Here is a 13,789-nt window from a genome sequence, read left to right on the forward strand (position 1 = left end):
TCGGAGGTCGGCTCAGCGGCGGCCCGCCGCGCCGAGGTGGACGGTGGGCGGCAGCAGCCGTGGCGCGGCGCGGGAGGCGAGGACCCGTACCCGCAGCCCGTCGGCGGTGACGGGCACGGCCAGCGGAAGGATGCGCCGGGCCCCGATGGTCGTACCGGAGGCGATGTCCCGCCATGTCCCCGCCACCCGGGCCTGCACGGTGAACTCCTCCACCCGCTGTCCCCGGCGGATGTCCTCGCCGAGCCGTACCCGGTCGAAGGTCACCGGATGGCCGGTGGACGGCCGCGCTCCGGTGCCGTATGTCGTCCTTACGGCTGTGCCGAAGGCCGTAAGGGAGGCGATGTCGGTGTCGTCGATCCGGCCGTTCTTCGCGGGCGGGACGTTGAGCAGCAGCGAGGCATTGCGGCCCACGCTGCGCTCGTACAGCGACATGAGCTCGCCGGGGGTCTTGGGCCGCTCCGCGGGGTCGTGGAACCAGCCGGGGCGGATCGAGACATCGGCCTCGGCCGGGTACCACTGAAGATGGCGCACGCCCGGCGCGGTCAGCTTCGCGCGCGAGCCGATGTCGGCGTCGGTGGAGTCATTGGGCAGCCCGCCGCCGACGACCGTCCACGGGTCGACCGCGGACGGGGTCACCGACCATTCGGTCTCCCGGGCGATGCCGTCCTCGTTGCCCACCCAGCGCACGCCCTGCGCGCCCTGGAAGACCACGGCGTCCGGGGAGAGCGCGCGGATCAGCTCGAACCAGTTCCTGACGTTGTAGTTCTGGGTGACGCCCGCACCGCCCCAGGGGTTGGCCCCATCCAGCCAGAACTCGTCGATGGGGCCGTACTGCGTCAGGATCTCGTAGATCTGGTTGAGGTAGTACGCGTCGTAGTCGTCGGCGGCGAAGCGGAAGGTGGGCAGCGCGCCCGAGGCGACCTTGTCCGCCCGGTCGTCGCCGGGGACGAGGGTGGGGATGGTGCGCTCGCCGGGCTTGCTGCCGTTGCCGTAGCGGCCCTGGCCGGCGGGCGCGCGGTCGCCGTCCGCCAGGGCCATGCGCTCGGGCAGCGACAGCTCCTCGCCGTTCTGCTGCTTCTCGCGGATCTTCTCGACCCACCGGGCGTGCCAGGCGTGCGGCAGCTCGGCCCCGTCGGCGGGCGAGAGATAGACGCCGACCTTGAGTCCCGCCTTACGAGCGGCCTCGACGTAGGCGCCCAGCACATCGCCGTCGGGATTCCTGCCGCCGGGGCCGTTCGTCCACCAGGGGCTGGCCTCGACGTCGTGGTCCGTATAGCGGCTCGGGTAGAGCACGAAGCCGTCGTGGTGCTTGGCGGTGAGCATGACCTGCTGGGCACCGGCGGCCTTGTACGCCCGCATCCACTGGTCCATGTCGAGCCCGGGCGGGTCGAAGAGCTTCTCGTCCTCGGCCCCGGAGCCCCACTGGCGGCCGGTCATGGTGTTCATGCCGAAGTGGGTGAAGGCGGTGATCTCGCGCTTCTGCCAGGCCCGCTGTCCGGGGGTGGGGACGGTGTGGACGGCCTTGTCGATGATGCGGGCGGGGGTGTCGCAGTCCTCGACGGTCTGCTGCGGGGCGGGGGTGACGGGCCCCTGGCATCCGGCCCGCGCGGCCTGCTCCGGGACCTGCGCGGGGGCGGCCTGCGCGGGGGCGGCCTGCGCGGAGGCGGGAGGGACGGCGGCGGCCGCGAGGGCGGCCAGGGCGAGGGCGCGGAGCGCGAGCAGCGCGCGCCGTCGTCCGCGTGGTCGGTGGGTGCCGGGCGTTCCGCCCAGGGATCGGGCCATGGTCCCCTCCAGCTCTCCGGTCGTCATTGATCGGATCTCTATGGCGGTGTCCATGACAGACTGCCAGAGGTGAGGCGCTCGGGGGAGACTGCGCAAAGCAGAGATCCAACCTATGGGCGGATCGAGGCAGCCATGGGGCGAGGCAGCTACCGTGCGGCGCCACGAGGGGCGAGCCGGGCCACCTCGGCCATCAGCTCGCGCAGCCGGGGCGAGGCGACCAACTCCTCCAGGGACATCGGGCGCCCCTCGGCGTCGGCGATCGGCAGCCGCCAGTTGGGGTACTGATCCCAGGTGCCCGGCAGATTCTGCGGTCTGCGGTCCCCCACGGCGTCCGGCAGCCATACGCCCACCATCCTCGCCGGAGTGCGCAGCAGAAAGCGGTGGACCGCCTTGACCGCCCCCTCCTCGTCGCCCGGCCCCTCCGGCAGCAGCCCGAGCCGCCCCAGCAGCGCCAGCCACTCGGCGACCTCCACCGCGTCCGCCGCGCGCTCCTCGGCGAGGGGGCGGGTCAGCAGGCCCAGCCGGTGCCGGAGTTCGACATGGTCGCCGGTGAGCCGGGCGGCCGTGCTCGGCAGATCGTGGGTCGTCACGGTGGCCAGGCAGTCGGCGCGCCACTCCCCGGGGGACAGCGGCCGGGCCGCGCCCGTCGCGCCCGCTCCGTTGTAGTTCCGCTCGAACCACATCACCGACGTCCCCAGCACCCCGCGCCGCTCCAGCTCCTCCCGCACACCGGGTTCGACCGTCCCCAGGTCCTCCCCTATGACGACCGTTCCGGCCCGGTGCGCCTCCAGGGCGAGCACGCCGAGCATCGCCTCCGCGTCGTAGCGGACGTAACAGCCCTCGGTCGGCTCACGTCCCTCGGGGACCCACCACAGCCGGAAGAGGCCCATCACATGGTCGATACGGAGCGCGCCCGCGTGCCGCAAGAGGCCGCGCAGCAGATCGCGGTAGGGGGCGTAGCCGGTGGCGGCGAGCGCGTCCGGGCGCCACGGGGGCAGGCCCCAGTCCTGGCCCCGGGAGTTGAAGGCGTCCGGGGGCGCGCCGATCGACATGCCGGAGGCGAAGACGTCCTGGAGCGCCCAGGCGTCGGCGCCCGAGGGATGGACCCCGACCGCCAGATCGTGCACGAGGCCGATGCCCATGCCCGCGTCGCGTGCGGCGCGCTGGGCGGCCGCGAGCTGGGTGTCGGTGAGCCAGGCCAGCCAGCAGTGGAAGTCGGTGCGGTCCAGATGCTCGGCCCGCGCCCGGGCGGTGCCGGCGGAGCGCGGATCGGCCAGGCCGCCGGGCCAGGTGCGCCATTCGGGGCCGTGGGTCTCGGCGAGCGCGCACCACAGGGCGTGGTCCTCCAGGGCCTGGCCGCGCTCGGCGAGGAAGTCACAGTAGGCGGCGCGGCGGCCGGGGCTGAGCTGGACCGTGCGCACCAGCTCCAGCGCCTCGCGCTTGAGGGCCCAGACGGCGTCCCGGTCGATGAGGGCGCCCTCGCGCAGGACGGACGTACGGAGGGCCGCGGCGGCCTCCAGGAGCTGATCGGCCCGCTCCCGGGCGCGGCCGCGCAACTGGACGTATTCGGGCACGTCCTCGATCCGCAGATGGACCGGGTCGGGGAAGCGGCGCGAGGAGGGGCGGTAGGGCGAGGGGTCGGTGGGCGCGCCCGGGGTGCCGGGGACTGCGGCGTGCAGCGGGTTGATCTGGATGAAACCGGCGCCGAGGGCCCGTCCCGACCAGGCGGCCAGATCGGCCAGGTCGCCGAGGTCGCCCATGCCCCAGGAGCGCGCGGAGAGCAGCGAGTAGAGCTGCACCAGAAAGCCGTGGCTGCGGACCGGGGATAACGGCATCCGGTCGGGGGCCACGATGAGGGGGGCGGTGGCGCGGCGGCCGTCGGGGGCCTCGGCGAGCAGGGTGTGGGCGCCGGGCGGCAGCGCGGTGAGCGCGGTAAGGAGGCCGTCGGCGGCGGTGCCCTCCGTAAGAACGCCACCCGTATGAGCGCCACCCTGATGAACGCCGCCCGTAAGAACTCCACCCGTATGAGCGCCGTCCCTATGAGCGCTGTCTGTGCGGGCCTCCGTAAGGGGGCCATCCGCCCCACGGGTCCCCGCGGCCGCCCGCCCCCACGTGTGCGGCGCGCCGTCCTCGGGGCGCACCCGCAGCGCCGTGCCCTCGGGCAGGCTCAGGCGTGGCGCCTTGCCGGGGCGCACCACCACGCAGGGGGGCAGCAGTCGGTCGCGCCGCCGGCGCTCATGCCGGTCCAGCGCTTCGTGTACCGATTCGGGGGTCGAGGCGTCCACGCCGAGCGCGGCCAGTACGGCGACCACTGTGTCCTCGGGCACCTGGACGGTGCGGCCCGGGGCGGGCTCGTAGGAGGTGGCGACTCCGTGCAGCTCGGCGAGCCGCGCTCTGCCCATCAGTACTCCATCGGCTCGCAGCCCGCGCCCACGCCGGTGAGGGCGGCGGTCGGCTCACTTGTCAGGGGACGTTCGGCGGCGAGCGGGGGCTCGCTGGTCAGGGGAACGTTGTCGGCGAGCGGGGGCTCGCTGGTGAGGGGCGCCTCCGTGGCGCTTCCGGACCCGAAGCCGTCCAGGCCGCACAGTCCACAGTCGGGGTCGGAGACCCCGTCGAAGGGATCCGGTTCACTGGACGCCTCGGGTCCGGGTTTGGACAGGGCGGAAAGCAGAAGCTGAGCTGACGCGGCCACACGGACCTCCGTGGGGTTGTCGGCAGTGGGTCATCTCGAGCCCTACCCGCTCCGGACGGATGCAGACGTAGACGCCCCCCGTACGTGCTGTAGGTCACATGCCCTCTGGGCGGCGATTTCACGGTTGTAAGGGATCGGGAGCACAGAGTTTACGAACAGGACCGCCCTTCGTCCGTCAGACTTGCGCCGGGCGTGCCGCGCCCGGCCCCGGTCCGCCCGATGCCTCGCGCACACGGCAATGCCGACAGTTCGGTCGCCCGCGTTGACACCCTCACCGGCCTGGTGGTGGGCTCACGCCTATCGGCGCCATTTCTACGGGGACCGGCTATCTGGATCGAGGAGAGGCCCGTGCAGTTCGGGGGGAAGAGGCCCAGGGCCGCGGGGGCGACGGCCATGGCCGCCGCGGTCATCGGCGGGCTGCTCGGCGGCGCCACCACGGCCGCCGCCGCACCGGTGGAGCACGGCTCCCCGGGCGCCTCCACACCGGAGCGCGAGAGCAGCGACGGCATACCGCCCGTATGGCCGCGCCCTCAGTCGCTGCGGGCACACGGGCCGGAGCTGGCCCTGGGGGACGAGGCCACCCTCATAGCCGACGGCGACGCCGATCCGTACGCCCTGGACGCGCTGCGCGGCCTGCTGCACGACGCGGGGGTGCGCACCGTCAACGAGGCCACACCCGGCGGCAAGGCTCCGACGCGCGGACTGGTGGTGCAGGTGGGCGGCCGGGGCGCGAACAGCGCGCTGCGCGCCCTGCGCGCGCCCGAGCGCGGCGACCTCCCGTCCGGCGGCTATCTCCTGGCCACCGGCCCGGTGGAGGGGCGGCCCACGGTCGCGCTGTCCGGCGTCGGCCCCGACGGTCTCTTCCACGCCGTCCAGACCCTGCGCCAGCTCCTGGTGAAGCGGGAGGGCAAGGGCTCCGCCGTCGCCGGGGTGACCGTCCGCGACTGGCCCGGGACGGCCGTAAGGGGCACGACCGAGGGCTTCTACGGCTCCCCGTGGTCGCACCGCGACCGGCTGGCCCAGCTCGACTTCATGGGCCGCACCAAGCAGAACCGCTATCTCTACGCGCCCGGCGACGACCCTTACCGGCAGGCCCGCTGGCGCGACCCCTACCCCGCCGAGCGGCGCGAGGAGTTCCGCGAGCTGGCCACCCGCGCCCGGGCCAACCACGTCACCCTCGGCTGGGCAGTCTCCCCCGGCCAGGAGATGTGCTTCTCGTCCTCGAAGGACCTCAAGGCGCTGCTGCGCAAGGTCGACGCCATGTGGGCGCTCGGGGTGCGCTCCTTCCAGTTGCAGTTCCAGGACGTCAGCTACAGCGAGTGGCACTGCGGCGCCGACGCCGACACCTTCGGCTCCGGCCCGGAGGCCGCCGCCACCGCACAGGCCAAGGTGGCAGGCGCCCTCGCCCGCCATCTGGCCGGCCGCTACCCCGGCTCGGCCCCGCTGTCCCTGCTGCCGACCGAGTACTTCCAGGACGGCGACACCGAGTTCCGGCGCGCGCTGTCCGGTGCGCTCGACGACGGCGTGGACGTCGCCTGGACCGGGGTGGGGGTGGTACCCAGGACCATCACCGGCGGTGAGCTGGCCGGTGCCCGGTCGGCGTTCGGCCACCGCCTGGTCACCATGGACAACTACCCGGTCAACGACTGGGCGCAGGACCGGATCTTCCTCGGCCCGTACACCGGCCGCGACCCGGCGGTGGCCACCCAGTCCGCGGCGCTGCTGGCCAACGCCATGGAGCAGCCGACCGCCTCCCGGATCCCGCTGTTCACCGCCGCCGACTTCGCCTGGAACCCGCGCGGCTACCGCCCCCAGGAGTCCTGGCAGGCGGCCATCGACGACCTCGCGGGCCCCGACGGCAAGACCCGCGCCGCCCTGCGCGCCCTCGCCGGGAACGACGCCTCCTCGATGCTCGGCGGCGACGAGTCCGCGTATCTGCGCCCGCTCTTCGACGCGTTCTGGACGGCCCTGGCCGGTACGGACGTGGGGCGGCTGGAGCGGTCCGGGGACCGGCTGCGCGACGCCTTCCGGACCATGCGTGACGCCCCCGAGCGGCTGTCCCGCATGCTGGGCGACGATGTGCGGCCCTGGCTGGACCAGCTTGGCCGGTACGGCGACGCGGGCGTGCGGGCCGTGGACATGCTCACCGCCCAGGCACGCGGCGACGGAGCGGCCGCCTGGAAGGCCCGGCTCGCGGTGGAGGCGCTGCGCGAGAAGATCGGGGACAGCCGGGTCACGGTCGGCAAGGGCGTCCTCGACCCCTTCCTCGCCAAGGCCCTGACGCGGGCGGACGCCTGGTCGGGCGTGGACCGGACCCCGAAGCAGGGGCTGCGGACCGGCAAGGACGACCACGCGGCGGCCGACGGTAAGGCGGCCACGGAGGTCGCCTCGCCCGGTCGCCCGGTCACCGTGCGCTTCGGCCGCGGCCGTCCGCTCTCCGCCGTCTCCGCACTCACCGCCCGGGTCCAGGACGGCTCACCGGGCACCGTCGAGGCGCATGTCCCCGGTAAGGGCTGGCGCAGCCTCGGCGCGCTCTCGGGCAGCGGCTTCACCCAGGTCAGGGCGGCGGACGGGGACAAGGACCTGCTGGCGGACGCGATCCGGCTGAGCTGGCCGACCGGCACCACCCCGCCCGCCGTGCACGAGATCACCCCCTGGTTCGGCGACACCCCGGACGCCGAGCTCACGCTGTCCCACAGGACGGCGGACGCGGAGATAGGCGGCGGCGCGGCCGTCGTCGAGGCCCAACTGGTCTCCCACCGCCCGGGCGATGTGAACGGCGACCTTACGGTGAAGGCGCCGCACGGCATCACCGTCCGCGCCCCCGGCGGGGTGACGGCCCCGCGCGGCGGCGCGGTGACCGCCCGTTTGGAGATATCGGTGGCCCAGGGCACCAAGGCGGGCAGCTACTCCGTTCCGGTCCGCTTCGGAACGGAGGAGCGCATGCTGACCGTAAGGGCGTTCCCGCGCGCCGACGGCCCGGACCTGGCGCGTGCGGAGGGCACCAAGGCGACCTCGTCCGGCGACGAGACCGCCGATCTCCCGGCGTCCGCCGCGATCGACGGCAAGGCGGACACCCGCTGGTCCTCCCCGCCCGAGGACGGCGCCTGGCTCCAACTGGAGCTGGCCCACCCGGCCCGGATCGGCCGCCTCGAGCTGAACTGGCAGGACGCCTACGCCGCCCGCTACCGCGTCCAGGTCTCCGGGGACGGCCGCACCTGGCGCGACGCGGCGACGGTCGCCCATGGGAAGGGCGGGCGGGAGTCGATCGGCATGGACGCGCCGGGCACGCGCTTCATCCGCGTCCAGGGCGTCGAGCGCGCCACCCGCTTCGGCTACTCCCTCTGGTCGGTCGCCGCCTACGCGGTCCAGAAGGACTAGGGCCCGCTCCGCTTCGGCTCCCCGGTGCCCGGCCGGGCACCGGGAGCTTCCGGCCCTTGGTTCTTCCGGCCGGGGGCACCTCCCAGCGGTAGCTGGGGGCGAGCCGAAGGGGCGCGTCGCTGTCGAAAGGGAGGGCGCGCAGGCCCCTGAGGAGCGAAGGGGCCGAGCACGGTCGACCGTCGACAGCGACTTATGCGCCCCGGAGGCGAACCGAGCCTCAAAAAAAACAGGACCCGGGTCTCAGGCAGATTTGCCGTCGATCCGGGCCATGGCGTCTTCCGCGCCGTATGCCTGAAGGTATGGCAGCCAGCGCGGGTCCCTATGCCCCGTGCCGATGATCCGCCACGCGAGCCCCGAAGGCGGCGCGGGTTGATGGCGCAGCCGCCAGCCGATCTCGGCGACATGGCGGTCCGCTTTGACATGGTTGCAGCGACGGCACGCGGCGACCACGTTTTCCCAGGTGTGCTGCCCGCCACGGCTGCGCGGGATGACGTGATCGACGCTGGTTGCGACGCCACCGCAGTACGCGCATCGACCGCCGTCGCGGGCGAACAGCGCGCGGCGGGTGAGCGGGACGGGGCCGCGAAAGGGCACCCTCACAAAGCGCTTCAGCCGGACGACGCTGGGTGCGGGGATCGCGCGGGTAGCGCTGTGCATCAGGGCGCCTGAGTCCTCGAGGCTGACGGCCTTGTCATTGAGGACGAGTACGAGCGCGCGGCGGAGCGGTACGACGCCGAGGGGCTCGTACGACGCGTTGAGGACCAGGACATGCGGCACGGGGGCCTCCTTGTACGCCGGCGGCGCGTGGCTCGCGCCGGGACGATCTCCCCCAGTTTCCCCTGAACCCTGGCCGGAACGCCACTATCACCGGGTTAACGGTTGAGAGGCATTTCCGCGTACCGCGCGTATACCGCCCGCGCGCGGTAGGGGCGGCGGCCCCTTGACCACCGTCCCGACGGCCTTACGGCGCCCTCGCCCGCGGGGTGGGCGAGCCAGGGGCACCCGACGGAGTGGCAAGAATCACGGGACCGTCCGAGCGGTGCCGCCGCCCGGCCCCGACCGGGGCAGAAGGTGGAATTGCGGCCTCCGACCCCGCTCATACGCGCCCCCTGAGCACGCTCGCGCGCTCTCGAACACAGGAACGGCGCGTCTCGCGCCCGGCTACTGTGTCAGGGGTTGCGCGCGCGGGTGATCCGTGCGGGCATGTCGCATACGAAGGGTTTCTGCTGTGTTCTGGTCCGCTGCTCTGGCCGCAGACTCGACGCCTCGTCCCACGACTCTCGACGATGCGCAGAAGAGCGCCACGAACGCCGCGGGCTGGGTGGAGGAGAACTGGTCCACCTGGCTCGGCATCGGCCTGCGCATAGCTCTGATCCTGATCATCGCCTTCGTGCTCCGGTCCGTCGTCCGGCGGGCGATCACCAAGCTGATAGAGCGCATGAACCGCACGGCCCAGGCCGTCGACGGCACCGCGCTCGGCGGGTTGCTGGTCAATGTGGAGCGGCGGCGACAGCGGTCCGCGGCGATCGGCTCGGTGCTGCGCTCCGTCGCCTCGTTCATGATCATGGGCACCGCGGCGCTGATGATCCTCTCCGCGTTGCAGATCAATCTGGCGCCGCTGCTGGCCAGTGCCGGGGTCGCGGGTGTGGCGATCGGTTTCGGCGCCCGCAATCTGGTCACCGACTTCCTCTCCGGTGTCTTCATGATCCTCGAGGATCAGTACGGGGTCGGCGACACGGTCGACGCCGGGGTGGCCTCGGGCGAGGTGATCGAGGTCGGGCTGCGCGTCACCAAGCTGCGCGGGGACAACGGCGAGATCTGGTACGTGCGCAACGGCGAGGTCAAGCGGATCGGCAACCTCAGCCAGGGCTGGGCGACGGCCGCGCTCGACGTCCAGGTCCGGGCCGAGGAGGATCTGGACCACGTCCGCTCCGTGATCACGCAGGTCGGTGTGGACATGGCCAAGGACGAGCCGTGGAACGAGCGGCTGTGGGAGCCGATCGAGGTCCTGGGGCTCGACGCGGTCTATCTGGACTCGATGATCGTCCGGGTGTCGGCGCGGACCATGCCCGGCAAGTCGCTCGGGGTCGAGCGGGAGCTGCGCTGGCGGATCAAGAAGGCGCTGAACGAGGCGGGCATTCAGCTCGTCGGCCGGCCCCTGGACCCGGAGCTTCAGACCGAGGGCGTCGATCCTTCGGCCACCACGGCGGCGCCGTCGGCGCTGTCCAACCCGGACTCGCCGCAGTCCACGGCGGCCAGCCCGCTCTCCTCCCCCGCCACTCCCTCCGCGACGGTGCCGCCGCCCGCGCAGAAGTAGGCGCGCCGCACACCCGGAAGCAGGCGCGGCGGACACGCCAGGGCTCCCGCCCCTCGGAGGGACGGGAGCCCGATGGGAACCGTAAGGCGCTCAGGCCCGGCTCAGCCGCGGTGGTGTCCGCCGAACGAGCCGAGGTAGCCGGCCGCGGGGGTGCCCACGCCGGTCACATCGTCGTAGCCCACGACCGCGTGCAGCGAGCTGTCCCGGCCGAGGCTGCGCAGCGAGGTCACCAGCCCGTCGGAGTCGTCGTGGCTGTTGACGTAGTCGACCCGGACCACGCCCAGCGAGACACCGGCGCCCAGCGGGTGGTCGGTCACATCGTGGTACGAGGCGGTGCCGTACCGGTCGTACAGCGACGGGTTGGCGAAGCCGATCGGCTGGCCGCCACGCGCCTGCTGGGCGAGCGCCTGGACACCGGCGATCACGGGCGCGGCCAGCGAGGTGCCACCGATGCGGTACTCGCCGTACTGGAGCGATCCGTCCGGGAAGCTCTGCGTCTGGCCCACCAGGAAGCCGGTGTTGGGGTCGGCCACGGCCGCGACGTCCGGGGTCACCCGCTGCCTGGCGGTGCCGCCGTTGGCCAAGGCGAGCGAGTCCGGCACCACTCCGCGCTGGTAGAAGGGCTGGGCGACGGTCTTGCTGGTGCCACCGCCGGCGCCGGAGGTGTACCCACCGGGCAGCGCGTCCCAGTTGGTGCCGTCGGCCGAGAGGTTGGCCTTGGTGGTGCCCCAGCCGGTCTCCCACTGGTACGTGTCGCCCTTGCCGACGGCCAGGGAGGTACCGCCGACCGCCGTCACCCACGCCGAGTTGGCCGGGGTGTCGACCTGCTTGGTGCCGGTGGAGGCCACGTTGTCGCCGTTGTCACCGGAGGAGAAGTAGAAGCCGATGCCCTCGACCGCGCCCTGCTGGAAGATCTGGTCGTAGGCGGCGGCCACGTCCGGCGTCTCGTTGGCCTCCACATCGCCCCAGGAGTTGGAGACGATGTCGGCCAGCCGGTTGTCGACGACCTTGGCGAGCGAGTCGAGCAGATCGTCGTCAGTGCAGGAGGCTCCGCCGACGTAGACGATGTCGGCCGCGGGCGCCACCGCGTGCACCGCCTCGACGTCGAGGGTCTCCTCGCCGTACCAGCCGCCCGCGTCGCACTCCTCGGTGTTCCGGTAGTCGGCCGGCAGCACCTGCGTGAGCTGGCCCTTGCGGTAGGCCGGATCGCCGTTGCGCTGGGCGTACTTGGCGGCGTCCGCGGCGATCGTCGGCGAGGCGAAGGCGTCGGTGATGGCGACGGTGACGCCCTTACCGGTGTTACGGCTCTTGGCACCGTAGGCGGCGCGCAGTTGCCTGCCGGTGTACCCCTTGATCGCGTACGGCTGCTTGGCGCCGTACGCCGACGGCAGGCTCCGGTTGGTCCGGGAGCCGTAGGAGGTGGAGAACGGCCCGGCGTTCTTGAAGACCGGTCCGGGGGGGCGGGAGAGTCTCGTCGTGCTTGGCCCGCTTGGGCGCGTTGTCCAGGCCGACGACGGTCAGCACGGCGCCATGGAGCGAGGCGGGCACGGTGGCCGCGCTCGACGGCGCCCGGTAGACCGTGCCGTCCTTGGTGTAGTTGTGGAGCTGGGTGCCGAACGCCCGCTCGGCGGCGGCGACTTCGCCGGTGACGGACAGATAGTGCTGGTTGCCGCCGGTGACGTCGAGCCCGGCGCCCCTCAACCAGGCGGTCACGGCGTCCTTCTGTTGCCGTGTCGCTCCGAAACGTGCCTGGGTCTGCCGGGCCGAGAGATGCCTGCCGTAGTGCGGCGAGGAGGGGTCGGAGACGGCCTTCGCGTAGTCGGCCAGCCCCTTGGCGTCCCGTCCGGCGAGGTAGACGCGGGCGGTGACCTTATTGCCGTCATCGGTGGCGCCGCGGTCCGAACGCACCGTCGCCCAGGTGGGCTTGGTGCCGCTCAGGGTGTCACGGCCGTGTGGTGCGGAGTCGGCCTGGGCCGTGGGTATGCCCAGTGCCAGCGCACCGGCCACCAACGGCAGCGCCGCCGCCAGCCCCCAGGCCGTGCGCTGTCTGGAACGGGCCGCGCGCTTCCGGGAAGAAGAAGATCTCACCAAACCCCCTGCGATACGAGTAGTCGCATTCCGGTGGGGGCCGACGATCACAGCCACCCCACCGGAGGCCACTCTTACGGTGACTTGTCCATGCCAGGTACATGCGAGATCCATCTCTTCGCCAAGAACCCGCCAAGGAAAGCCCACCCATCACCCATTGACGCCACCCCGGTCCGCCCCCTAGCTTGCTGTTCATCAATAGGAAACTTTCTTAACAGAGTGAGGACGGGGGCAGCACATGGCCGCACCAACCGGCAGCAGCACGCAGGGCGGCACGCCCGGAACCCCCCGCGTCCTCCGCGCCATGAACGACCGCGCCGCACTGGAGCTGCTGGCCGCGCACGGGCCGCTCACCCGGACCCGGCTCGGGGAGCTGACCGGGCTGTCCAAGCCCACCGCCTCCCAGTTGCTGACCCGCCTGGAGTCCGTCGGTCTGGTCCGCACGACCGGGAATGTCACCGGACGGCCGGGGCCCAACGCGCAGCTCTACGAGATCGATCCGGCAGCCGCCCATGTGGCCGCGCTCGCGGTCGACCAGGAGGGCATCACCGCCGCCGTCGCCGACATCACCGGCCAGGTGGCCGGTGAGCACCGGGTGACCGCCCCGGCGACCGACGAGACCCTCACCAACCGGACCGGAGAGCTGGTCGCCGAGACGGTGGACGGCGCGCTGGCCGCCGCCGGGCTCGGCCGCGACGATCTCCATTCCACCGTGATCGGCACCCCCGGCGCGCTCGACCCGCGCACCGGGAAGCTGCGCTACGCCCCGCATCTGCCCGGCTGGCAGTCCCGCACCCTGCGGGACGAGCTGGCCGAGGTGCTGCACACCCCGATCGTCATCGAGAACGACGTCAACCTCGCCGCCATCGCCGAACAGCACCATGGCACCGCCCAGGACTTCGACGACTTCGCGCTGGTCTGGGCCGATGAGGGGGTCGGCGCGGCCATCGTGCTCGGCGGCACCCTGCTGCGCGGCGCCACCGGCGGGGCCGGGGAGATCGGCTATATGCCGCTGCCGGGCGCCCCACTGGCCCGGGGTGGACCGGACGCCGCCGCCCGGCCGGACGGGGGCGGGGGGTTCCAGATGCTGGTCGGCTCGCCCGCCGTCGTGGAGCTGGCCCGCGATCACGGGATCGACGCGCCCACGGCCACCAAGGCGCTCGCCGCCGCGCTGCGCACCCCCGGCGCGGGCGACGAGGTGCTGACCGAGCTGGCCCGCCGGCTGGCCAGCGGGCTGGCCTCCGTCGTCGCCGTGGTCGACCCGGAGCTGGTCGTCCTTTCGGGTGAGGTCGCCCAGGCCGGCGGGGAGCGCCTGCGTCAGCTTGTCGAGGCCGAGATGACCGGTCTCGCACTGCCCCGCCCGCAGTTGCGGATCAGCGAGATCGAGGGGGATCCGATTCTCATCGGCGCGCTGCGGACGGCGGTCGCCGATGCCCGTCAGACCGTTTTCGACACCGCCCGATTCGACGCCTGATTCACCGCCCCACTCTCCCCGCACGCCCTCGTTCATCATCGGCGCCCGCACCGCC

Annotated in this window: 7 protein-coding genes and 1 pseudogene; 3 read left to right on the plus strand and 5 right to left on the minus strand. The window is 73.0% G+C overall.

Going from position 1 to position 13,789, the window contains the following annotated elements:
- Positions 1 to 12 precede the first annotated feature (12 nt).
- The 3 genes from ACK1X7_RS18025 to ACK1X7_RS18035 all read right to left on the minus strand — a co-directional run bounded on the left by ACK1X7_RS18025 (position 13) and on the right by ACK1X7_RS18035 (position 4,474).
- Positions 13 to 1,782: an alpha-L-fucosidase gene (locus ACK1X7_RS18025; protein ID WP_390793187.1), complete on the minus strand. Its 1,770-nt coding sequence runs from the start codon at positions 1,780 to 1,782 to the stop codon at positions 13 to 15.
- Between the two features lie 146 nt (positions 1,783 to 1,928).
- Positions 1,929 to 4,184, minus strand: coding sequence for a 4-alpha-glucanotransferase (gene malQ / locus ACK1X7_RS18030; protein ID WP_385145450.1), 2,256 nt, complete (start codon positions 4,182 to 4,184; stop codon positions 1,929 to 1,931).
- Positions 4,184 to 4,474, minus strand: a complete 291-nt coding sequence (locus ACK1X7_RS18035) for a hypothetical protein (protein ID WP_059145677.1) — start codon at positions 4,472 to 4,474, stop codon at positions 4,184 to 4,186. Before ACK1X7_RS18035 ends, malQ begins: the two co-directional genes overlap by 1 nt.
- 393 nt (positions 4,475 to 4,867) lie before the next feature.
- Between ACK1X7_RS18035 and ACK1X7_RS18040 the strand changes: the two genes are divergently transcribed.
- Entirely contained in the window at positions 4,868 to 7,855 is a 2,988-nt protein-coding gene (locus ACK1X7_RS18040; protein WP_390793380.1) for a beta-N-acetylglucosaminidase domain-containing protein, read from the plus strand.
- A 240-nt stretch (positions 7,856 to 8,095) separates the two neighbouring features.
- Here ACK1X7_RS18040 and ACK1X7_RS18045 read toward each other — a convergent pair whose 3' ends face one another.
- The gene (locus ACK1X7_RS18045) at positions 8,096 to 8,632 is read right to left on the minus strand and encodes an HNH endonuclease (RefSeq protein WP_256650851.1); all 537 of its coding nucleotides are present in this window, start codon (positions 8,630 to 8,632) and stop codon (positions 8,096 to 8,098) included.
- A 451-nt stretch (positions 8,633 to 9,083) separates the two neighbouring features.
- Here ACK1X7_RS18045 and ACK1X7_RS18050 point away from each other — a divergent pair, with 451 nt between their 5' ends.
- Positions 9,084 to 10,172 (plus strand): mechanosensitive ion channel family protein, encoded by a 1,089-nt coding sequence (locus ACK1X7_RS18050; protein ID WP_390793186.1) that lies wholly within the window; start codon positions 9,084 to 9,086, stop codon positions 10,170 to 10,172.
- Positions 10,173 to 10,273: 101 nt separating this feature from the next.
- On the opposite strand, the pseudogene ACK1X7_RS18055 reads toward ACK1X7_RS18050, so the two are convergent.
- A pseudogene (locus tag ACK1X7_RS18055) lies at positions 10,274 to 12,200 on the minus strand (S53 family peptidase).
- Positions 12,201 to 12,498: 298 nt separating this feature from the next.
- Here ACK1X7_RS18055 and ACK1X7_RS18060 point away from each other — a divergent pair.
- Positions 12,499 to 13,734, plus strand: a complete 1,236-nt coding sequence (locus tag ACK1X7_RS18060) for an ROK family transcriptional regulator (protein ID WP_413115347.1) — start codon at positions 12,499 to 12,501, stop codon at positions 13,732 to 13,734.
- The last annotated feature ends 55 nt before the right edge of the window (positions 13,735 to 13,789 follow it).

Origin of the sequence: Streptomyces sp. CY-1 (assembly GCF_047218265.1) — a bacterium.
Classification (GTDB): domain Bacteria; phylum Actinomycetota; class Actinomycetes; order Streptomycetales; family Streptomycetaceae; genus Streptomyces; species Streptomyces niphimycinicus.

Excerpts from the sequence above, each read along its gene's own strand:
- ACK1X7_RS18025 (WP_390793187.1), bottom strand. The coding sequence starts at position 1,782 with ATGGCCCGATCCCTGGGCGGAACGCCCGGCACCCACCGACCACGCGGA.
- malQ (WP_385145450.1), bottom strand. The coding sequence starts at position 4,184 with ATGGGCAGAGCGCGGCTCGCCGAGCTGCACGGAGTCGCCACCTCCTAC.
- ACK1X7_RS18040 (WP_390793380.1), top strand. The coding sequence starts at position 4,868 with ATGGCCGCCGCGGTCATCGGCGGGCTGCTCGGCGGCGCCACCACGGCC.
- ACK1X7_RS18060 (WP_413115347.1), top strand. The coding sequence starts at position 12,499 with ATGGCCGCACCAACCGGCAGCAGCACGCAGGGCGGCACGCCCGGAACC.